This is a genomic window from Acinetobacter legionensis (genome assembly GCF_057165765.1).
On sequence record NZ_CM169896.1, the window covers coordinates 1119668 to 1140018 of the forward strand.

Below are 20351 nucleotides of genomic sequence, written 5' to 3' on the forward strand. Positions count from 1 at the left end.
TTATGATTTAAAATGATGTGCAAATAAGCCGCTAAGTTGAGGAACAAAATGCGGTGGGATATCATGCCCCATTCCCTCAATTAATTCAAATTTAGCGCCTGAAATTGCTTTAGCAACTGCCTTACCATGACTTGGAGGTAGTAACCGATCTTTAGAGCCATGTAACACTAAAGTTGGCTTTTTGATCTGCTTATCCAATTTAAGTAAGGAACCTGTACATAATATTGCTAAAAACTGTTGAAGTACACCCGCTGGGTGATAACTACGACGATATAATTTACGTGCAGTTTGAATTGCTTCAACTTGGTTGATATAACCAGGTGAACCAATCATATGAAATACCTTCAAGGAATGATTCACAATCCCTTCTTCATCACGTGATTCAGGTTTACCGATAAGACTAAAGAGTTGTTTTGGAAACGGTGGTGGTAGCAAAGGTTGATTATTACTGGTAAAGAGTAATCCGACTTTATCAATTTTCTCAGGATATTTTGCTGCTAAAATTTGAGAAATCATCCCCCCCATTGAAGCACCCAAAATATGTGGTTTTTCAATGCCTAAACGATCAATTAATAATGCAACATCATCCGCCATATCAAATAAGTTATAAGGCGCGCCGTCATTTGGTAAGCCCAAAGCAAAGCGACCCATCAGCTTATAAGAGTTTAAACGTGGACCTTGGTGGCGAATTTTTGAAGATAAGCCAATATCACGATTATCAAAGCGGATCACATGAAAGCCTTGATCAATCAGTGATTTACAAAAAAAATCAGGCCAAAATAACATTTGCGCACCCAAACCCATAATCAACAGAATGGTCGGGTGTTGTGGATTTCCACCAGTTTCAACATGAAGCTGAATACCATTACCTAAGTCGACTTTGGTTTCATTCATGAACGAGGCATAAGGTGAAACTTGAAATTGAAGTGCGCTATTCATTGTTATTTTCCTAAGCAAGGATATTCTTTGATTAAAAAATATCCTTGCTATTAAAACCTTAAACGGATGCAGGAATCAAGTCTGGAACCAGTTTTGTTAAAGTTAAACGCTGTTTTCCAGCAGTTGCACCTAACAATACAAAACCACGTAAGGTACCTTCAGCATCTGTTGCTTTAGATAACATCCCATCTTCAAACTCTTCATTCTCCCATGTAACATCTACATCAATTGGAGCTGGAAGTACAGTCAAAGGTGCAGCTGGGGTTTTCACCGCGACTGGCATTGCAGGGTAGTGTACAGTGGTGGTTTGTCCACTCAAGGTTTTGGCTAATGCACGCGCTTGTTGCATGATTGGCATGACAAATGGCAAGAGTGTTCCATTCACTTCGGCACAGTCACCGATGGCAAAAATATCTGCTTGACTGGTTTCGAGCAAGGTGTTGGTAATGACACCACGACTGGTGTTGATTTCCGTAGCTTTAGCCAAGGCAATATTAGGTTGTAAGCCAATTGCAGAAAGCACAACATCCGCGAGCAAGGATTGACCACTGGCCAATGAAACGATATAACCACGCTCAGATTTAGAAACTTTTTCTACAGTGGTACCCAAGGCAAATTTAATTCCTGATTGTTCAAGATTGTCTTTAAATGCTTGTGCAACATGATTAGGCAATAAACGCCCTAAAGGTTGTGGTGCTAAGTCGATCACCGTAACCTGATGCCCAGTATTTTGTAAATCATTGGCAAATTCACAACCAATTAAGCCCGCGCCTAAAATCACCACACGTTTGTTGCCACATTCACCCGTGCTGCAATTGTCTAAAGTTTCACGGAATGCTCGATAGTCAATTAGTGAGTTAACCACATGAATATCATCACTCCCATCACCAGCAATCGCTAATCGAATCGGATTTGCGCCCACGGCAAGAATAAGTTTTGAGTAGCCTAGAGTTGAAGATTGTCCATCTTTTTCAAGGGTTAATTCATGTTTCTCTACATCAATATTTTTAACCCATGTCTCTTTTTCAATCCGCATGTTCAGTTGGGCGCTCATCTTTTCAGCATCGCCTAAACCAATTTGTTCAGGTGCTTTTTTCCCAACTAATGCATTAGATAGGGTCGGTTTTGCATAATTCACCGCATCATCTGCGCAAATCATCACCAATTCCTGTTCGGTGTTTAACTTACGAAATTCTCTTGCAAGGGTATAACCCGCCATGCCAGAACCTATGATGATAATCGGTTGCATATCTTTCTCCATACCTGTTTCAAATTTAGCGGTGAATTGAGTAATTTTGTAGTGTTGAAAATAAATGTAAAAAGACCATGTGAACATGGTCTTTACGCAATATCTTAGATTTCGACCATTTCAAAGTCTGCTTTAGAAACACCGCAGTCTGGGCATGTCCAGTCATCAGGAATATCTTCCCACTTGGTACCTGCTGCGATGCCATCTTGTGGCCAACCTTCTGCTTCGTCATAAATCCAACCACAAACGATGCATTGATATTTCTTCATCTGATTCTCCGATATCTGACAGATGTTATGTTTTTTCTGTCAGTTAAATTCCTTCTGCTGCTTGACTCAAATAATATGCAAATAAAATGTGTACATATTCCTCTAAATTCTTACGCAGTTCTGTATCTAAAGTAAAGTAAATATCGGAGTTTATCTAACTAATCTCAAAGCTGAATGGCAGCTCAGGACAAAAGCGATGTTTATTATGCCAACTTTGTCAGACAATTTTAATTATAATCATGTCGCTACAAGGGATGAGTACTGCTATAAATGTTTAAATTTTTTGTATTTAGACCAAGGTTAGATGAATATTTTAGACAATAATATTAAGCTAGAGTCAGTATGTTATATAGCCATTATTTTGTGTGAAAATGGACTTAATAAATTCAATAACTTAGGGTGATTTCAATAGAGGGTAGATAGCGAACTGCTGTCTATTTTGACTAAAAAACGTTAAAATTCGCATATTATTTATTTTTTAAATCTCTCCCTATGATCAACATATCTACTGCTTTGTGGTCAAATATCCGTGCTGTCCCGAATTTTCCAAAACCAGGTATTTGTTTTTATGATTTAACCCCATTGTTTATGAACAATCTTGTGGAGTTAACCGATGCATTGATTGCAAGTATTCCAGTAAAACAATTAAATGCAGTGGATAGTTTTGTTGCAGTTGAGGCGCGAGGTTTTGTTTTAGCAAGCTTATTGGCACAGCGTACGGGCAAAGGTTTATTACTGGTTCGTAAAGCAGGTAAGTTACCACCCCCAGTGATTGGTGTAGGCTATAGCTTAGAATATGGTTTAGATCGCTTGGAAATGTCAGCTGATATCAAAGCACAGAAAGTGATTATTGTAGATGATGTATTGGCTACAGGTGGTACTTTAAAAGCAGTCAATCAATTAATGCATAAATGTCAACACACCGTATTGGGTGCGAGTGTTTTTCTTAATCTAACTGATTTACATAAAGATCTTGATTTAAAGATTTGGTCAGTGCTTGATGAGCATTCAAAGCCAGTTGAACAAGCGGTTGCTTAAAGGCAATAACAGGTTAAGTTTTCGAACTCAATTTTTGTCATTGAATACTTAAATCATTTTGTTTGTCTGTCTCGTCGTGAAAAAAGCCTTGTAAATACAAGGCTTTTTTATGCCAAGTACGCCAATTTGTGCTTTGCTGATTTTTTTCAAGCAATAAAGGTTTGTTCCATATATTCAATTAAATGATTTAAGTTTTCAGGTTGGACTAAACGATGATGTCCACCTTCAACAGCTTCAATCTGCATATAGGATTCTAGTTGCTCAACTACTTTATACATATCTAAAACCTCATCACCAAGCTCCAGATAAGCAATCTGTGGTATATCATGGTCTAAATCATGTTCATCAATCGCTACATAATCCTCACGGAAATCTGGATCTAAGCTTGGATTTGCAATGATTGCAGGAATTCGATGTTGTTGTGACATTTTTAATGCCCAATATCCCCCTAAACTATGACCTACCAATAAATCGGGTTTAATTTTTTCGATAATATCTTGATAGAAACATTCAACCGTTTTGTAGTTAAGGTTACGGTAATCCACATCAATGCAGTATTTTTTTTCAGCATTTATTGCATGGAATTTTGTCGATTCTTTGGAAGAATCTAGTCCATGTAAAAATAAAATTTTAGAATGGATATTCTTCATTGTTATCGTTTTCATATGGTCTTTCTTTATTGAGCAAAGGTAGAAATTGAATAAAGCTAGAAAAAGTTATCAACGGATTTAAAATTTTCCATCTAACTATTTTTATATTCAAATATTCTACTTAGCTGCACTTTTTTAAAAACTTAGATTTTGGTCTAAGAGTATTATGTAACAGATCAATATGCTTGTTATTTATTGTTTAACATATTGAATGTTTAGGTTTAAATTTTTTAGGTTATGGATTTTTATTAACAAAAATTAATCATTCTGGGTTTTTATTGTACTAAGCTATAGATTGGATTAATAAAATAAGAGAAACAAATGATTACTTTAAGCTACGACATTGTCATTCAAGCGAATGCACAAACAGTATGGAATATCCTTTGGGATACGCATACTTATTCAAAATGGACCCAACCATTTTCTGAAACTTCGCAGATGCAGTCTGACTGGAAAGTTGGCGGGGAAACCTTATTTCAAGATGCCAGTGGCAATGGCATGGTCGCCACCATTGTAGAGTTGGAGCAGTTTAAAAAAGTGGTATTTAAACATTTGGGTGTTTTGAAAAATGGTGTTTTAGATTCAACAAGTGAAGATGTTGAAAGTTGGAGTGGCTCTTTAGAAAAATATTTCTTAAATGATCAGGATGCAACAACCACATTGTCTGCTGAAATAGAAACCTCTGAGGAATATAAGGACATGATGGATCGTGCTTTCCAGCAAGGGTTTGCCATAGTCAAATCATTGGCTGAACAAAACCATTGAGAAACTTTGCGCTTACTGCGTAGCTTAGCCCTAATGTTTTTTCTCATTATTTAATGGCATTGAATGATCAGTGGTTGTTCAATAGAAAATGATTTTGCCACACCATTTTCATTACGTGGTTGGAAGCGAATTTTTTCTAGTAAGGGTTGGAGTATTGATTTCATATGTTCGTGAATTAAAGGGGGGTAGCGGATATTAAGGATTTGCCCTTGTGCCTCTACTAAAAATTTTGCTGAGAGCAAGATATTACCTTGTTGATCAAATTTAATTTTATTCTGAGATGGCGTCTTACTTTGAGTACAAAAAGGTTCTAAAGCGCTTTGTAGTTGTGAGAAGTTAGGTTTTATGGCGTATTGGACGGTGGTGGGAAATTTAATAAACAGAATGTATTTTCCATAATATTATTTTGTTTTTACGATGTTTTGCTCATCAAAATTAAGCGCTTTATTTTTAAAATCATTAGTGACCTGTGGTAATTGATCTAGAGTGAGTTTTTTTGCCAGTTCTAAAGCCCTTAAATTGAGTACTTTTTGAGTGAGGTGTGGATTCATTAATTTGACTTGGCTTTGCAGACTAGTTCGATTTGGAGTGATTTCTAATTGCCAAATATAATCTTGATTATTGAGATTGGTACTTTCAATTTTTATGGGAAGATCTTTTTGAGTATTGCTCATAACAATGATTTGCTCGGCTCCAACTACAGTTGAAAATGACAAAACATTGAAAAGAATGATACTTTGGGCGAATCTTTGCCAGTATTTACTCATGATTTTTAATTTTTAAATGGTTCGTAGAGTTATATTCATACGCATTATGTTGTAAATCTGCTATGCTATGCAACTTCCGTTTTTTAATATAATCGAGGCAGAGATGACGCAACATAACGCTCAATCGACTTCTGAACAACACATTTCCGAAAACGATTTAATTGCACAGCGTCATGCCAAGTTAAAGCAAATTCAAGATCACGCCAAGGAAACAGGTGTTAGCGCATGGCCAAACACATTTAAACGTGAGCATTATGCGCAAGATCTACAAGAACAATTTGCAGATCAATCTAAAGAACAAATCGAAGCAGGCGAGCAAGTTCACGTATCTGTAGCGGGTCGTGTGATGTTGAATCGTGGTTCATTTATCGTGATTCAAGACATGACGGGCCGTATTCAATTATATGTGCCACGCAAAGAGCTTGCACCAGAAGTTTTAGAAACTGTAAAAAGTCTAGATCTTGGTGATATTATTGCTGTACAAGGTTATATCGGTCGTTCTGGCAAAGGTGATTTATATGTTCATATTGAACATTTTGAATTATTGACGAAATCTCTTCGTCCACTTCCAGACAAGTTTCATGGTTTGAATGACACAGAAGTAAAATACCGTAAACGTTATTTAGACTTAATTGTGAATGAAGAAACACGTAAAACTTTTGAAATTCGTGCAAAAGTTGTGTCTGGTATTCGCAACTATCTCATTAATGAACGTTTTATGGAAGTTGAAACTCCGATGATGCATGTGATTCCAGGTGGTGCGTCAGCGCGTCCATTTGAAACACATCATAATGCATTAGATATGCCATTATTCTTGCGTATTGCACCTGAGCTTTACTTAAAACGTTTGGTTGTTGGTGGATTTGAGCGTGTATTTGAAATTAACCGTAACTTCCGTAACGAAGGTGTTTCAACGCGTCATAACCCTGAATTTACGATGATTGAATTCTATCAAGCTTATGCTGATTACAAAGATCTTATGGCTTTGACTGAAGGTATGCTAGAAAAATTAGCAATCGACATCTTGGGCTCAACGGATGTTCCTTATGGTGAAGAAGTGTATAGCTTCAAAGGCCCATTTAAGAAAATCTCGATGTTTGATGCGATTCTTGAGCATAACCCAAATTTCACTGCTGAAAATGTTTCGGATCGTGAATTCTTGGCAACATTTATTCGTGAAGAGTTAAAAGAGCAAGTTAAACCAGGTTTTGGTTTAGGTCGATTACAAACGATCGTATTTGAAGAAACTGTTGAAACTCAATTACGTCAGCCGACATTTATCACAGAATATCCTGCGGAAACTTCCCCGTTAGCGCGCCGAAATGATGATAATCCGCATATCACTGACCGTTTCGAATTCTTTATCGGTGGTCGTGAGTTGGCAAATGGTTTCTCGGAATTAAATGATCCAATTGACCAAGCTGAACGCTTCCAAGCGCAAGTTGCTGAAAAAGATGCGGGCGATGATGAAGCAATGCATTTCGATGCTGACTTTATTGAAGCATTAGAATACGGTTTACCTCCTACAGCAGGTGAAGGTATTGGTATCGATCGTTTGGTGATGTTATTTGCCAATGCAGCAAGTATCCGTGATGTGATCTTATTCCCACATATGCGTCATAAAAATTAATTTATGATGTTATAAAAGATGTTGTAAAAAAAGCCACTGAATTCAGTGGCTTTTTTTTGCTTAGACAATCAGGGCATTTTAGAAATGAAATACGCCTAAACCATTTTTAATTTCATCTAAAGTATCTTGAGTGATGATACGGCATTTTTCCGTACCAGTTTTTAAGATATCCATGATGTAATCTGGATCTTTGGCAAGTTCCATACGACGTTCACGAATTGGTGTAATCAACTCTTTTAACACACCTTCAAGACGTTTTTTCACAGTACCGTCACCTAAACCACCACGACGATAATGTGCTTTAAGTTCTTCAACTTCTTCTTTATTTGGATCAAAAGCATCTAAATAGGTAAATACAATATTTCCTTCAACCTGACCAGGATCTTCAATACGCAGATGGTTTGGGTCGGTATACATTGCATTGACTGCTTTTTTGATGTCTTTATCGGTTGCATCTAATACAATGGTATTGCCCAATGATTTCGACATTTTTGCTTTACCATCGAAGCCAGGTAAACGGCTCATGTTAGATAAAAGCGCTTTACACTCTGGTAAAACCTCTTGTCCAATTTGACGGTTTAAACGCCGAACAATTTCATTGGTCTGTTCGATCATTGGAATTTGGTCTTCGCCAACTGGCACGACAGTGGCTTTAAATGCAGTAATATCGGCAGCTTGTGCAACAGGGTAGCAAAGAAAACCAGCTGGAATGTCACGCTCAAAACCACGTAATTGAATTTCAGCTTTGATGGTTGGGTTACGTTCTAAACGTGAAACCGTCACAAAGTTTAAATACAACATGGTGAGTTCATTCAACGCGGGTAAACAAGATTGAACACAGATTGTAGTTTTTGTTGGGTCAATGCCGACTGCTAAATAGTCTGTTGCTACTTCAAGAATATTACGACGAACTTTTTCAAAGTTATCCGCATTATCTGTTAAAGCTTGAGCATCTGCGAGAAGGAGGTGTTGATGATGAGAATCTTGTAAGCCTACTCGTGAGCGCAAAGAACCTACAAAATGTCCCAAATGTAGTTGTCCAGTAGGACGGTCGCCTGTCAAAATCACAGGACGATTATCTTGATTCGTCATTATCGCTTCCAAAGTCTTTATATAGACAGTCGTGTTTTATGAATGGGCACTATTGTACGAGATAATTTATTTTAATGTCAGCGAAAAATGGTGTAGAACCAATTTTTATCAATAAATGTGAAAATCTACAAAATTTTATATAGAAAAATGAATTTTCACTTTAAAATGACAGGATAACTAAAATTTTGGATAAAAAATGGCAAGTAGTCTATTAATATTATTAGATGATATCGCAGCGGTACTCGATGATGTTGCAGTCATGAGTAAAATGGCGGCTAAAAAAACTGCGGGTGTTTTAGGTGATGATTTAGCACTGAACGCACAACAAGTGAGTGGTGTAAGAGCAGAGCGTGAACTTCCTGTGGTTTGGGGTGTCGCGAAAGGCTCATTTATCAATAAATTAATTTTAGTACCTTTGGCTTTGTTGATCAGTGTAGTTGCACCATGGTTGATTAACCCATTGTTGATGATTGGTGGTCTGTTTCTTTGCTATGAAGGTGTTGAAAAAGTTCTACATAGTTTGCAGCATAAAAAAGCCAAAACAGGTGAAGCTGCGCAAGAGGAATTTGAACAAATTGAAACTGATTTAGCCACATTTGAAAAAGATAAAATTAAAGGCGCAATACGTACAGACTTTATTCTCTCTGCTGAAATTGTGGTGATTTCTTTAGGCACTGTTGCGGCTGCAACATTTGGTACCAAAGTGATGGTGCTATCTGTCATCGCAATTTTAATGACCGTCGGTGTCTATGGCTTTGTCGCCATGATTGTAAAGATTGATGATTTAGGTTTGTATTTAACCCAACAAACATCAAATGTTAAACAAAGCATTGGCCGTGGTTTACTGGTATTTGCACCAAAGTTAATGAAGACTTTAACAATTGTTGGAACCATTGCAATGTTCCTTGTCGGTGGGGGGATCATCACCCATGCTGTTTCAACTTTGCATCATTGGTCAGAAGAAGCCGTTGATCATATTCAACATATTCCAACCGTTGGTAGTGTTATTGGTGCATTAACACCAACGTTAATCAATTTACTGATTGGTATCGTAGCCGGCTTAGCTGTGGTATTGGTTGTTGGACTTATTCAAAAAGTTCGTGGTAAATCAACTACTGCATAAATGCAAAGCACATTCTAAATGATAGCCAATATAAAATAAAAGGACCGATCTATGCGTTGGAAAGGACGTAGAGAAAGTGATAATGTCGAAGATCGCCGTGGTGGTGGTGGCGTAAAAGCGGGTGGGATTAGTATACTAGGCTTAATCGTCGCTTTTGTTGCATGGAAATTCTTTGGTGTTGACCCACAGCAAGCCTATCAAGCGACTAAACAGGTGACTTCGGCTGGTGTAAGTCAAAATTCTGCACCGACGAATTTAACCCCTGAACAGCAGGAAACCTCATCTTTTGTTAAAACGGTTTTGGCAGATACCGAAGATACCTGGAAGCCAATTTTCCAACAACAAGGTGTACAGTATGTTTCACCTAAGCTGGTGATGTTTAGTGGTGCGATACAATCGGGTTGTGGTACGGCTGAATCTGCGATGGGGCCATTTTATTGCCCAGCAGACCAAAAGGTGTATATCGATACCCAGTTCTTTAAAGATATGCGCCAGCAGATGGGTATTTCTGGTGAAAAAAATCAATCTGAGCTTTCAGCTAAAGATGAAGCAGGTGATTTTGCTCAAGCCTATGTGATCGCGCATGAAGTGGGGCACCATGTACAGAATTTATTGGGAATATCATCTCAGGTTCAGCAAGCACGCCAGCGTGCCAGTGAAACTCAGGGCAATCAACTATCAGTTCGTCTAGAATTACAAGCAGACTGTTTAGCTGGGGTCTGGGCCAATCGTACTCAACAACGGACTCAGTTCTTAGAACAGGGTGATATTGAAGAAGCGATGGATGCAGCTGAAAAAATTGGCGATGATTACTTGCAGAAAAAAGCACGGGGTTATGTTGTTCCAGACAGCTTTACCCATGGTACCAGCCAGCAACGTATGCAATGGTTCAATATTGGTATGAATTCTGGTGATATCAATGCATGTGATACTTTTAAATAGATAGCTACTCAGTATTGCGTTAAAAAAGGGAACATCATGTTCTCTTTTTTTCTGAATCAATTTTTTCAAGCATTTTTTATGTTAAAAAATATAACCAGTAATCATCATATTTCAGTTTTTTTTGTACAATTATCCAGATTGTTAAATGGTCTCTTATTTTATATTTTATAAAAAAATGATTGAGTGTTTGATGTGCATTTAAATTAAAAATCTAAACAGGTTTCTGATGGGTAACTATTTCTTTCTTCAGGTCTTTACAGTCATTTTTGCGCTTTCTATCGCGACTACAATTTTTAATAAGCGAATATTAGGTTTCCCTCAAGCCATCGGTGTTCCCATTGTCTCTGCAATTTTTGTCTTTATTTTGCAATGGGGCGCTAGTTTACTTAATGGCAATCAATTTATCTCTATTAATATCCATAATATCGAAGAAGCTGTAAGGCATGTCGATTTTTATGATTTTTTAGTCAATGGCGTTATTTGTTTCATTCTGACATCTTCAGCGCTTAAATTTAAAGTTTCAGATTTAAAAGTTTATTGGAAGCCGATTAGTATATTGGCAACGATTGCCTTACTGCTCTGTGCTGTATTTTTTGCAGGATTGGTCTTTGGCTTTCAGTTTTTGATTGGTAATCCAGTCCCAATTTTAGTTTTATTATTACTGGGTTCAGCATTAGGTGCAACAGATCCGATTGGGATCAAAGGTGTTCTCAGTTCAGTACGAGCGCCACATCATCTCATTGTTAAATTGGAAGGTGAATCCTTATTTAATGATGCGATGTGTATCGCGGTCTTCATGACTTTATTAAATGTCCTTGAAGGTGAGCATTTTAGTTTAGTTGCAACATTACAAACATTCTTATATGAAATTGTGGTTGCGGTCATCATTGGTTGGGCTTTTGGTTTAGGAATCTTGCGTTTATTACGTGGCAAGCATGAGATGGAATCATTGATTCTCACAACTGCGTTATTGGCATGTGGCTCTTATCTTGTTGCATTATTTGCTCATGCATCGGCACCAATTGCTTGTGTAATTGGGGGCTTAATCGTAGGTAATAAGTGGAAAGAAATTTTACAGGATCGTGAGATTCGAGAGGTTAATCATTTTTGGCATACGGTAGAAGGGATTATTAATTCTTTTCTCTTCACACTGATTGGTCTAGAAATCTTTATTTTAGACTTAAGCACAAGTCTGATTCTTGGCGGTATTTTTGCATTCTTTGCATTGCATCTTTCTCGTTTTGCTGCAAATTTCTTAGCTTTTGCATTTTTCCCATCATTTCGCAAAAAGAGTTATAACGGTAGTCTAGCTATTCTTTCGTGGGGAGGGGTTCGTGGAGGAATTTCACTTGCATTGATCCTTGCTGTGGCAAACGTCCCTGAGCTACGTGATTACAGTAGTATTTTAATTGGTTATACCTTCATTAGTGTATTACTTTCAGGTGTGGTCTGTGGGCTGGGTTTACCAGCAGTCATGAATGCATTTTATTACAACCCAAATGAAGAAACACAAGGTTTTAAAGGTTGGTATCAGCGCATGTGCAATAAAATGAATCGTAAAGGTATCAAATATATTGTAGGGGAAGATAACGAAGGACATGAAACCATTACCATTTATAATCCTGAAGCGCTTGTTGACAAGAAAGCTGCAGATGGTGTGGCATCGGTACATCATCCTGAAAAAGCCCAGGAAATGAAGCGATTGGAACATCCTGGTAACTTTTAAACGTAGCGCATTAAGCTAAATGAATAGTTAAGGTATAAAACTGAGCGACTAAAAATTAAATATTTTTAAAGGTTTAGCGCCATAAAAAAGCCAGTAACAATACTGGCTTTTTTATTAGAGCTGTTATTTTGCGTTTTTGACTAAGAAATCGAGGTAAGGTTTCACCAAAAGTTGCTCTTGTTCTAAAATCGGTAAATGCCCGACTCCTTTGAGAATTATCGGCTCTTGTGCATTTTTCAATAAGCCTTTGAGTTCAGCCGCAGCTTCAACATTGATAATTTGATCTTTGTCTCCCCATGCAATCAATACGGGTTGGTCAATAGAGCGTGCTGCAATTGCAAATGAATCTGGGGTAAATAATTTAGACATGACAATCAGTTGTTCAACCAATTTGGTTGTGTTTGCAGATTGGCTGATCATCAATTTTTCTTGGGCATCTTTTAATTCTTTAGGAATAAAAGGAGGCATGCTGGTTGCGATTTTCATTAAACGATCAAAATCGCCTGGTTTACTGACAATCATGTTGCGTAAAGTTGTTGGATCTTTTAAATAAGGCGTATTGGCTGATTTAAACACACCCGCACTATCAATCAGAAATAATGATTTAGTATCGACAGGGTATTGTGCTGCGTAAAGTAATGAAATAGATCCCCCCATAGAGTGACCTGCGACGTTTAAGCCATTGTCTACTTTAATAGCTTCGGCAAAACGACGTAATTTTTCAGTTAGATTAGGCAATGAATAATCAAAATCATTTGGTACCTTACTGTCACCTTGACCTGGAAGATCAGGAATTATTACATGGTAATAAGGGGTTAAATAGCGTGCAACACGATTCCAGTTGTCACGACTTCCTGCAAGTCCATGAACTAACATGATCGTCGGTTTACCTGCTGGCCCACCTTCACTATATGCCCAGTCAATATCACCTACTTTTACACGTTTGGTTTCCATGCCAGCCCACGCTCGTTCTTGTTGCAGCACACTTTGGATGTCAATTGCTGGAGCAGCATAGCTTGTAGTTGATATACCAACTGTTACCACAGAACCCATTGCCAATGCCGTTGATAAAATCAGTTTGTTGAAGATTCCTTTCATCTTTGAATACTCTTGTTGTTGTATTTGATGTACGATTTAAGATTAGTTTATGTACAGTCAAATTACATTTGCCTAAAATGTTTAAAGCTTATTTTCAAAGTCAATTTAACGTTATTTGCCAAGACGATTATGAATATTATTTTTTATTACTTGATTGATCTGAAAAATGTCAAATCATGAGCTCGCTCAGATGATCTTAAGTGTCATCATTCAAATCCCCAAAGGCAAAGTAGCCAGTTATGGTCAAGTGGCTAAATTTGCAGGCTTACCTAAACATGCACGATTGGTTGGGCGTGTCTTAGGACAATTACCTGAAGATCATAATATCCCTTGGTATCGAGTGGTCAATTCACAAGGTCGAATCAGCTTAAAAAAACTGGACGAAAAAGGTATGTGTATTCAGACGATAAAGCTGTTGGCAGAAGATGTGGTTGTTATTGATGGCAAAATAAATTTAAAAAAATATCAATGGATACCATAATTCCTCACTTTCAGATGTAGTGAGGAATCATAAAAGGAATGACAAAAATTATTTAATCACTAAGACTGGGATTTGCAATTCAGTTAATAAACTTTGCGCCACACTGCCCATAATAATTTTTTTTAGCCCCGTACGACCATGTGAGCTGAGAATGACCAAATCAACTTTTAAATCATGTACAGCTTGATTTAAAGTATGCGCAATGTTTTCGCCTTCGAGTAACCGTGTTTCAACTTGAACGCCTTCTGCAGCAAATTGATCTTTAGCTACATTGATATTTGCTTGAATAAATTCACGAGCCCGTTCAATCAGCATATTGCTTTGACCATTTGCCAAATATTCTGATGCAATATAAGGGTCTAAAGTCATCACTTGCACAACCGTGATTTTACTGTTAAATGCTTTTGCAAACTCAACTGCATGTTTCACAACAGATAATGAAGTTTCTGAACCATCAACTGGAACGAGGATATTTTGATAAGCCATGTCTATTTTCCTTATTTTACCGAAAAGCTGAGTTGAATATTTATTACAATTCTAAGTCTATAGAATCATCATAACGTGAATATGAGATGAATAAAACCGAGTAAATGTGTAGGGATAATTCATATAAATATCATAAATTTAATTAAAAGCATTGGCATCAAGTTACATCGTTTTGTTGCTTTTAAATGCAACTAAATAAAAGATAAATCAATCAATAAAATAAAGATCGAGATGCAATCTATCACGATCAAAGTAAAGCTTTAAATGGTTTAAATAAAAGACATACACAATTAAGAAAATATAGAGGCTGAATGAAACAATTGGCAAATTGTAAATCCATTTCTTCCTTTAAAATATTTTAAATATAAATACTGAACAGAATAGAACATTACAATTTAAATCATGGATTAAAAGGAAAAGACAATGGAATATCAAACAATTATCGTCGAAGAAAAAACGAAGCTGGATATTTGAGCTTAAATCAGCCTGAACGCTTTAATAGTTTTACAGCGCAAATCTGCCTTGAAATTGTATAGGCTTTAACATAATTGAAAGATCATACTGGAAGCCGCATTATTGTGATTGCTGCGATTGGAATAGCTTTGCGAGTCTGTATGCAAAATGATTTTACCAGCCCAGTTAAAGTTGAGCAGGATTTGCAAAGATAGGCGGGTTAGTCAGCAGATTTTTTTAAAGGTATTCACGTTTTTTAATGAAAGATAAGCTAAATTTAAAGTACGATAAATGATGTTTATCCTTAAGATTCAAACGATCAAGACATTAAAATGAATGATGTGCTCTGGATTATTCTTTTTCCAACAACAGGCAATTGCGGATCAAATCAAAGCAATTCCACAGATTAAAATGGATACTTAAACAGGTCAGTTCAAGCACATTTTGCACAAAAATAGTATGCTCGACTTTATTAAAATAAGAAATAAAATTACACATAACATAATTTGATTATGTATTGCATAAATCAAAGCTTTCTTGTAGGATAAATTTAGTGTTAAACGTCACTGTAAATGCAGCTTAAACTTAGAGCTTTACGTGGACTAAATTATGGAAAGGAAGAGTTCAAATCAGAATATTTTGTCGATTGACCTAAATACCTGTGATCTTTTCTCGGCATTAAAAAACGGATGAATTTATTCAAATAAGGGAAACTAGATGGATATTTTAGATAACCCATTAGAACTATGTGGCTTTGCTTTTATTGAGTTTGTTTCGACGGAAAATGGATTAGATCAAATCTTTGAAGCAATTGGTTTTGCTAAAGTCGCAAAGCATAAATCAAAAAAAGTTTATTTATGGCGTCAGGGTAATATCAATATTATTTTGAATTATCAACCTGAATCTTATGCATCATTCTTCTTTAAAGAACATGGCCCATCAGCATGTGCAATGGGATTTAGAACACGTGATGCAGCCAAAGCTTTTAAAAATGCAATTGAACTTGGCGCAGAGCCAATGTATTCGCAAGCAGGACCAATGGAATTAAATATCCCCGCGATTAAAGGCATAGGCGGTATGCCAATTTTCTTGGTCGATCGTGATATTTATGAAAATGATTTTGTATTCTTTGATGACGAAAATCGCAACCCACGTGGTGCTGGTTTAAATGAAATTGATCATTTAACCCATAATGTCTATAAAGGGCGTATGGATTATTGGGCAAATTTCTATGAAAAAATCTTTAACTTCCAAGAAATTCGTTACTTTGATATTAAAGGTGAATACACGGGTTTAACCTCTAAGGCGCTGACTGCACCTGATGGGATGATTCGTATTCCTTTGAATGAAGACTCAGACAAAGGCAATGGGCAAATCGCCGAGTTTTTGGCTGACTTTAATGGTGAAGGCATTCAACATATTGCTTTTATTACCGATGACTTAATTTCCACATGGGATAAGTTAAAAGGTTTAGGGCTGAAATTTATGACGGCGCCTCCTGAAACTTATTATGAAATGTTAAAAGATCGTTTACCTGATCATGGTGAACCGACAGAAGAACTGCAAAAGCGTGGTATTCTGTTAGATGGCAATACCAAAGAAGGTCAGAAGAAACTATTATTACAAATTTTTTCTGAAAATATGCTTGGTCCTGTGTTCTTTGAGTTTATCCAGCGTAAAGATGACGATGGTTTCGGTGAAGGCAACTTCAAGGCATTGTTTGAATCAATCGAACGTGACCAAATCCGCCGTGGTGTGTTAGAAGCCAAATAACAAAATCGTATTGAAAGTGAAAAGCCAAGAATTAAATTCTTGGCTTTTCACGATCTTTCGCTAAAAACTTAACGTGTTTGTATGTATTGATTTATCGTAGCAACTTCACGTTTAAATAGTTCAAGTTTTTCACTGCCCGCGTTGACTGGTAAAAACATTTCACTGTCTAATGCAACAATGCAAAACTCCATTGCAAGATGCGCATTGAAAATAGGTAAACCCACAGCATTGATGCCAACAAGTAAGTCTCCTTGAGCAATCGCCATACCTTGTTGTAAAGTATTTTCTTTTAAAACAAGAAATTCATCCCAATTGTTTGGTTTAATTTGAATATGATTGAGTGCTACTTTTTCCCATTCTGAGTGCATTAATGGTTTAATTACTGCTTCAGGCAAATATGAGGCAAAAACCCGCCCAGCAGCCGAATTGACTAAGGGCATGATCGAACCTACTTTGGTCACAATTGAAATCGGATGATTTGATTCAATCGACTGTACAACTAAAGGGCCTTTAGGTGACCATTTGCTGATTTGAATACCACAACCAATTTTACTTTGTAGTTCATAAATAAGATGCTGAACAAGTTGTAAAACATCTGTGTGCTGTATACAGTTTAAGCCCAATCGCCAAGCTTGATCCCCTAGCGCATACTGACCATCTTCAAGTTGTTTTGCATAATTCATGCGAATCAGACTAACAAGGTAACGATGTACCTTAGCTGGATGCATATCAAGTTTACTGGACAGCTCTTTTAAAATAATCGGCTTGTTATGCTCCAAAAGGGCATTGAGAACGGCTAAGCCCACCTCAAGTGATTGAACCCCACCAGACAACTTTTCTTCAATCATTGAATAACCCTTAATCTGCATACGATTTAGCAGTGTTCATTTGCTGTCGATATTTGATTTACATATTTAACACATAGTGCCTGAGCATTGTACAAAATAGAAATCATCTTTTTAAATGATTTAAATAGGCGAATGCTATAAGCATACAATTGTTTTTCGAGGTGTTACATATTATTTGTTAAACAACAGTACATCATCAAAAGATCTAGACCATTAGAGTTCAGCCGATAAAAATCGGTATTGGAGTTACAACGCTTCAATACCGATGAGTTCTAGCATTGTCCAACAGCAATATTTTAAATACTGATTGCTGTTGTTAGTTGAAGCTTATATAAATTTCAGCAAAACGAGCATTGTGTACCATTAAAGCTGCTTATTATGATGTTCAACTAGATATAGGATACCAAATCATGAATTATTCGATTAATAAACTTAGTAAATACCAAGTCGGCTTTGGCACCTAGACATATTCAATTGAGTATGATTATACTCCCAACTCGTCTTCATGCAAAAAATGAGTATGCTGAGGTGCGCGTTTGGTACGACTCCACTCATCCAGCATTTCTAATTTCATTTCTTCGGTAATTCGTGCAATTTTTGCATCTGCATGCACATCGTTATAGGTTAGTTCTAAACGGTGACCATTGGGATCAAAGAAATAAATCGAGTGGAAAATGCCATGGTTGGTGATGCCAAGAACTTTAACGCCATGTGCTTCGAGATGCTCTTTTGCAATCAGTAGAGTATTCAGGTCTTCAACTTCAAATGCGATGTGTTGAACCCATTGAGGGGTATTTTCGTCACGCCCCATATCTGGTTGAGTAGGCAGCTCAAAAAATGCCAATACATTTCCTTGCCCAGCATCTAAGAACAAATGCATATACGGATCAAAGGCTTTGGTCGAAGGCACATGGTCTTCAGCAAAGGCCAAAATAAAATCCATATTGAGCATTTTTTTATACCATTCCACGGTTTCTTTGGCATCTTTACAACGATAAGCCACATGGTGAATTTTTTTAATCGCAAAGCTCATGATAAAACTCCTTTATCTTTATTCCCAATCAGGTTGTTGTTCTGGAGCAGCATTGAAGAAGGCTGGAAGGGTTAAACAGTGTTGACTAATCGACTCAATCTTTGCAAAAGTGCTTAAATCAATTTCAAAGCGTTTGGCGTTATAGACTTGAGGAATCAAACAACAGTCTGCAAATGTCGGTTGTGTACCAAAACAGAATTTCCCATTTGAATCTTGTAGTTGGGCTTCTAAGCTGTTAAAACCCTCTACGATCCAGTGTTGGTACCAGTGTTTTTTTTGCTCGTCACTGAGAGCAAGATCATCTTGTAAATACTTTAAGACTCTTAAATTATTTAACGGATGAATATCGCAGGCGATCGCTTGTGCAAAAGCACGTACTTTACTTCGCGTGACGATATTTTCAGGCAATAATGAAATTGCTGGATAACGTTCTTCAAGATATTCCAAGATACTGAGTGACTGTAAAAAGCTTTGATCTTCATCCACTAAAGTTGGAACACATTGGCTTGGATTAACGGCTCGGTAAAGCTCTAGTAGTTGCTCATTCTTGACCAAATGCACGGGTTGTATTTCATAACTCAGTTGTTTGAGATTCAGTGCAATCCGAACCCGATAAGCCGCAGAGCTACGAAAATAACTATACAGTTTCATAGCTCAAGTCTTCTGTTTGATGGAAGCTAAACTGGCGCGCTGGCAAAATGCGATTGGCAACCTCACCAAAGCCCACACGGATCCCTGCTTTTTCACAGTAGCCTTTCATCACGACACGGTCACCATCTTGCAAGAAACCACGTTTTTCTCCATTCGAGAGAGTTAGCGGTTTGGTGGTATTCCATGTCAGTTCAAGTAAGCTACCATAAGCATCTTCTGTAGGACCTGAAATTGTGCCTGAACCCATCAAGTCACCGACTTGGACATTACAACCTGCAACTGTGTGGTGGGTGAGTTGCTGTGCCATGGACCAATACATATATTTAAAGTTGGTTTGGGAAATCACATCAGCTTGTGTTGATAGAGGGCTTTGAACTTCAATACTGAGGTGAATATCATAGCTGTTGGCAATATTTTCTTCTAAATAGCAAAGTGGTTTAGGTTGTTGTTCTGGACCTTTGACTTTAAACGGTTCCAGTGCTTGCATGGTCACCACCCAAGGTGAAATTGCACTTGCAAAAGTCTTGGCGTTAAACGGGCCTAATGGTACGTATTCCCATTGTTGAATATCACGTGCCGACCAGTCATTGAGCAAAACCATACCAAAAATATGATCCCAAGCATCTGCAATCACGATAGGCTCACCCAATTCAGTCGCTTTGCCAACGATAAAGGCAGTTTCTAATTCAAAATCGAGTTTACGTGTTGCAGAGAAAACAGGGCGTTCTTGATCAGGTAATTTGATTTGCCCAGAAGGTCGAACAATATCTTTGCCACTGACAATCACAGAGCTGGCACGACCATTATATCCCACAGGAAGTTCGCTCCAGTTTGGAAGCAATGCATTCTTAGGATCTCTAAACATGGTTCCGACATTGGTGGCATGTTCTTTGGACGAGTAGAAATCTGTATAGCCAGAGACTTGAATAGGTAAGTGCAAAGTGACTGTATTTTGCTTAAATAATACGTTTTGGCGTAAAACCACATCATCACGAAGTGTTGGATTTTCAGCAGAGAGTAGACTTTGTAATGTAGTACGAACCTTTTGCCAGTTGTGTTTACCCGTTTCTATAAATTTATTCAGTGTCGCTTGATTAAAACAATCTTGATGTCCATTGATCGCTAATAGTCCATGTGCCTCTAAGTGGGCAAGGTCTATGACCCAATCTCCAATGGCAACACCCACTCGTTTTGTACCTTGGGGTGTTTCGCTAAAAATACCGTAGGGCAAATTATGTATGGTGAAATCTGATTGTGAGTCAATTTCAAGAAAACAAGTTAAATGTGAGCTCATGATTTGCTTTCCTTGTCTTTAATTTTGTTAGAGAAGATCAAAAT

20 protein-coding genes are annotated in these 20351 nt (G+C 37.3%); 8 read left to right on the forward strand and 12 right to left on the reverse strand.

Translation table 11 applies throughout. From position 1 onward, the window contains the following. The 3 genes from estB to rubA all read right to left on the reverse strand — a co-directional run bounded on the left by estB (position 1) and on the right by rubA (position 2457). Positions 1–939, reverse strand: a complete 939-nt coding sequence (gene estB, locus AC2G3J_RS05165; protein WP_004823254.1) for an esterase EstB — start codon at positions 937–939, stop codon at positions 1–3. Positions 940–997: 58 nt separating this feature from the next. Continuing rightward, the gene (locus tag AC2G3J_RS05170) at positions 998–2188 is read right to left on the reverse strand and encodes an NAD(P)/FAD-dependent oxidoreductase (RefSeq protein WP_483770762.1); all 1191 of its coding nucleotides are present in this window, start codon (positions 2186–2188) and stop codon (positions 998–1000) included. 104 nt (positions 2189–2292) lie between these two features. After that, the gene (rubA, locus tag AC2G3J_RS05175; protein WP_004678010.1) at positions 2293–2457 is read right to left on the reverse strand and encodes a rubredoxin RubA; all 165 of its coding nucleotides are present in this window, start codon (positions 2455–2457) and stop codon (positions 2293–2295) included. Positions 2458–2949: 492 nt separating this feature from the next. Between rubA and AC2G3J_RS05180 the strand changes: the two genes are divergently transcribed. Further along, the gene (locus AC2G3J_RS05180; protein WP_483770763.1) at positions 2950–3495 is read left to right on the forward strand and encodes an adenine phosphoribosyltransferase; all 546 of its coding nucleotides are present in this window, start codon (positions 2950–2952) and stop codon (positions 3493–3495) included. Between the two features lie 146 nt (positions 3496–3641). Here AC2G3J_RS05180 and AC2G3J_RS05185 read toward each other — a convergent pair whose 3' ends face one another. Continuing rightward, positions 3642–4145: a YqiA/YcfP family alpha/beta fold hydrolase gene (locus AC2G3J_RS05185; RefSeq protein WP_336952131.1), complete on the reverse strand. Its 504-nt coding sequence runs from the start codon at positions 4143–4145 to the stop codon at positions 3642–3644. 321 nt (positions 4146–4466) lie between these two features. Here AC2G3J_RS05185 and AC2G3J_RS05190 point away from each other — a divergent pair, with 321 nt between their 5' ends. After that, positions 4467–4910 carry an SRPBCC family protein gene (locus AC2G3J_RS05190; protein ID WP_336951834.1) on the forward strand — a complete coding sequence of 148 codons (444 nt, stop codon included), beginning with the start codon at positions 4467–4469 and terminating at the stop codon, positions 4908–4910. A 401-nt stretch (positions 4911–5311) separates the two neighbouring features. On the opposite strand, the gene AC2G3J_RS05195 is transcribed toward AC2G3J_RS05190, so the two are convergent. After that, positions 5312–5584, reverse strand: a complete 273-nt coding sequence (locus AC2G3J_RS05195; protein WP_483770764.1) for a hypothetical protein — start codon at positions 5582–5584, stop codon at positions 5312–5314. 196 nt (positions 5585–5780) lie between these two features. On the opposite strand from AC2G3J_RS05195, the gene lysS reads away from it, so the two are divergent. Beyond that, positions 5781–7307, forward strand: a complete 1527-nt coding sequence (gene lysS / locus AC2G3J_RS05200; protein WP_336951831.1) for a lysine--tRNA ligase — start codon at positions 5781–5783, stop codon at positions 7305–7307. 78 nt (positions 7308–7385) lie between these two features. Here lysS and trpS read toward each other — a convergent pair whose 3' ends face one another. Then, positions 7386–8399, reverse strand: a complete 1014-nt coding sequence (trpS, locus tag AC2G3J_RS05205) for a tryptophan--tRNA ligase (RefSeq protein WP_004717376.1) — start codon at positions 8397–8399, stop codon at positions 7386–7388. Between the two features lie 196 nt (positions 8400–8595). On the opposite strand from trpS, the gene AC2G3J_RS05210 reads away from it, so the two are divergent. From AC2G3J_RS05210 to AC2G3J_RS05220, 3 genes are all read left to right on the forward strand, one after another. After that, entirely contained in the window at positions 8596–9522 is a 927-nt protein-coding gene (locus tag AC2G3J_RS05210) for a DUF808 domain-containing protein (protein WP_336951829.1), read from the forward strand. 51 nt (positions 9523–9573) lie between these two features. Beyond that, positions 9574–10464, forward strand: a complete 891-nt coding sequence (gene ypfJ, locus AC2G3J_RS05215) for a KPN_02809 family neutral zinc metallopeptidase (RefSeq protein WP_336951828.1) — start codon at positions 9574–9576, stop codon at positions 10462–10464. 226 nt (positions 10465–10690) lie between these two features. Next, positions 10691–12190: a cation:proton antiporter gene (locus AC2G3J_RS05220; RefSeq protein ID WP_419359395.1), complete on the forward strand. Its 1500-nt coding sequence runs from the start codon at positions 10691–10693 to the stop codon at positions 12188–12190. Between the two features lie 123 nt (positions 12191–12313). Here the strand turns inward: AC2G3J_RS05220 and AC2G3J_RS05225 are convergent, their stop codons facing one another. After that, positions 12314–13288 carry an alpha/beta fold hydrolase gene (locus AC2G3J_RS05225; protein ID WP_483770765.1) on the reverse strand — a complete coding sequence of 325 codons (975 nt, stop codon included), beginning with the start codon at positions 13286–13288 and terminating at the stop codon, positions 12314–12316. Positions 13289–13454: 166 nt separating this feature from the next. Between AC2G3J_RS05225 and AC2G3J_RS05230 the strand changes: the two genes are divergently transcribed. After that, on the forward strand, positions 13455–13769 hold the full coding sequence (locus AC2G3J_RS05230; protein ID WP_336951825.1) for an MGMT family protein: 315 nt from the start codon (positions 13455–13457) through the stop codon (positions 13767–13769). A 48-nt stretch (positions 13770–13817) separates the two neighbouring features. Here the strand turns inward: AC2G3J_RS05230 and AC2G3J_RS05235 are convergent, their stop codons facing one another. Continuing rightward, complete coding sequence (locus AC2G3J_RS05235; protein ID WP_336951823.1) at positions 13818–14255, reverse strand: universal stress protein; 438 nt, start codon at positions 14253–14255, stop codon at positions 13818–13820. A 1170-nt stretch (positions 14256–15425) separates the two neighbouring features. Between AC2G3J_RS05235 and hppD the strand changes: the two genes are divergently transcribed. Beyond that, positions 15426–16481, forward strand: coding sequence for a 4-hydroxyphenylpyruvate dioxygenase (hppD, locus tag AC2G3J_RS05240; RefSeq protein WP_336951821.1), 1056 nt, complete (start codon positions 15426–15428; stop codon positions 16479–16481). A 68-nt stretch (positions 16482–16549) separates the two neighbouring features. On the opposite strand, the gene AC2G3J_RS05245 is transcribed toward hppD, so the two are convergent. The 4 genes from AC2G3J_RS05245 to fahA form a co-directional block, all read right to left on the reverse strand. After that, entirely contained in the window at positions 16550–17329 is a 780-nt protein-coding gene (locus tag AC2G3J_RS05245; RefSeq protein ID WP_336951820.1) for an IclR family transcriptional regulator, read from the reverse strand. A 484-nt stretch (positions 17330–17813) separates the two neighbouring features. After that, positions 17814–18362 carry a VOC family protein gene (locus AC2G3J_RS05250; protein WP_483770766.1) on the reverse strand — a complete coding sequence of 183 codons (549 nt, stop codon included), beginning with the start codon at positions 18360–18362 and terminating at the stop codon, positions 17814–17816. Positions 18363–18380: 18 nt separating this feature from the next. Beyond that, positions 18381–19013, reverse strand: a complete 633-nt coding sequence (maiA, locus tag AC2G3J_RS05255) for a maleylacetoacetate isomerase (protein WP_336951818.1) — start codon at positions 19011–19013, stop codon at positions 18381–18383. Beyond that, a complete protein-coding gene (gene fahA, locus AC2G3J_RS05260; protein WP_483770767.1) occupies positions 19000–20307 on the reverse strand; it encodes a fumarylacetoacetase in 1308 nt (435 codons plus the stop codon). The genes maiA and fahA overlap by 14 nt, the downstream gene beginning before the upstream one ends. Positions 20308–20351 lie beyond the last annotated feature (44 nt).

Excerpts from the sequence above, each read along its gene's own strand:
- AC2G3J_RS05185 (WP_336952131.1), bottom strand. The coding sequence starts at position 4,145 with ATGAAGAATATCCATTCTAAAATTTTATTTTTACATGGACTAGATTCT.
- AC2G3J_RS05245 (WP_336951820.1), bottom strand. The coding sequence starts at position 17,329 with ATGATTGAAGAAAAGTTGTCTGGTGGGGTTCAATCACTTGAGGTGGGC.
- rubA (WP_004678010.1), bottom strand. The coding sequence starts at position 2,457 with ATGAAGAAATATCAATGCATCGTTTGTGGTTGGATTTATGACGAAGCA.
- estB (WP_004823254.1), bottom strand. The coding sequence starts at position 939 with ATGAATAGCGCACTTCAATTTCAAGTTTCACCTTATGCCTCGTTCATG.
- ypfJ (WP_336951828.1), top strand. The coding sequence starts at position 9,574 with ATGCGTTGGAAAGGACGTAGAGAAAGTGATAATGTCGAAGATCGCCGT.
- AC2G3J_RS05235 (WP_336951823.1), bottom strand. The coding sequence starts at position 14,255 with ATGGCTTATCAAAATATCCTCGTTCCAGTTGATGGTTCAGAAACTTCA.
- maiA (WP_336951818.1), bottom strand. The coding sequence starts at position 19,013 with ATGAAACTGTATAGTTATTTTCGTAGCTCTGCGGCTTATCGGGTTCGG.
- fahA (WP_483770767.1), bottom strand. The coding sequence starts at position 20,307 with ATGAGCTCACATTTAACTTGTTTTCTTGAAATTGACTCACAATCAGAT.
- hppD (WP_336951821.1), top strand. The coding sequence starts at position 15,426 with ATGGATATTTTAGATAACCCATTAGAACTATGTGGCTTTGCTTTTATT.
- AC2G3J_RS05195 (WP_483770764.1), bottom strand. The coding sequence starts at position 5,584 with ATGAGCAATACTCAAAAAGATCTTCCCATAAAAATTGAAAGTACCAAT.
- AC2G3J_RS05180 (WP_483770763.1), top strand. The coding sequence starts at position 2,950 with ATGATCAACATATCTACTGCTTTGTGGTCAAATATCCGTGCTGTCCCG.
- AC2G3J_RS05250 (WP_483770766.1), bottom strand. The coding sequence starts at position 18,362 with ATGAGCTTTGCGATTAAAAAAATTCACCATGTGGCTTATCGTTGTAAA.
- trpS (WP_004717376.1), bottom strand. The coding sequence starts at position 8,399 with ATGACGAATCAAGATAATCGTCCTGTGATTTTGACAGGCGACCGTCCT.
- AC2G3J_RS05190 (WP_336951834.1), top strand. The coding sequence starts at position 4,467 with ATGATTACTTTAAGCTACGACATTGTCATTCAAGCGAATGCACAAACA.
- AC2G3J_RS05210 (WP_336951829.1), top strand. The coding sequence starts at position 8,596 with ATGGCAAGTAGTCTATTAATATTATTAGATGATATCGCAGCGGTACTC.
- AC2G3J_RS05220 (WP_419359395.1), top strand. The coding sequence starts at position 10,691 with ATGGGTAACTATTTCTTTCTTCAGGTCTTTACAGTCATTTTTGCGCTT.
- lysS (WP_336951831.1), top strand. The coding sequence starts at position 5,781 with ATGACGCAACATAACGCTCAATCGACTTCTGAACAACACATTTCCGAA.
- AC2G3J_RS05170 (WP_483770762.1), bottom strand. The coding sequence starts at position 2,188 with ATGCAACCGATTATCATCATAGGTTCTGGCATGGCGGGTTATACCCTT.
- AC2G3J_RS05225 (WP_483770765.1), bottom strand. The coding sequence starts at position 13,288 with ATGAAAGGAATCTTCAACAAACTGATTTTATCAACGGCATTGGCAATG.
- AC2G3J_RS05230 (WP_336951825.1), top strand. The coding sequence starts at position 13,455 with ATGTCAAATCATGAGCTCGCTCAGATGATCTTAAGTGTCATCATTCAA.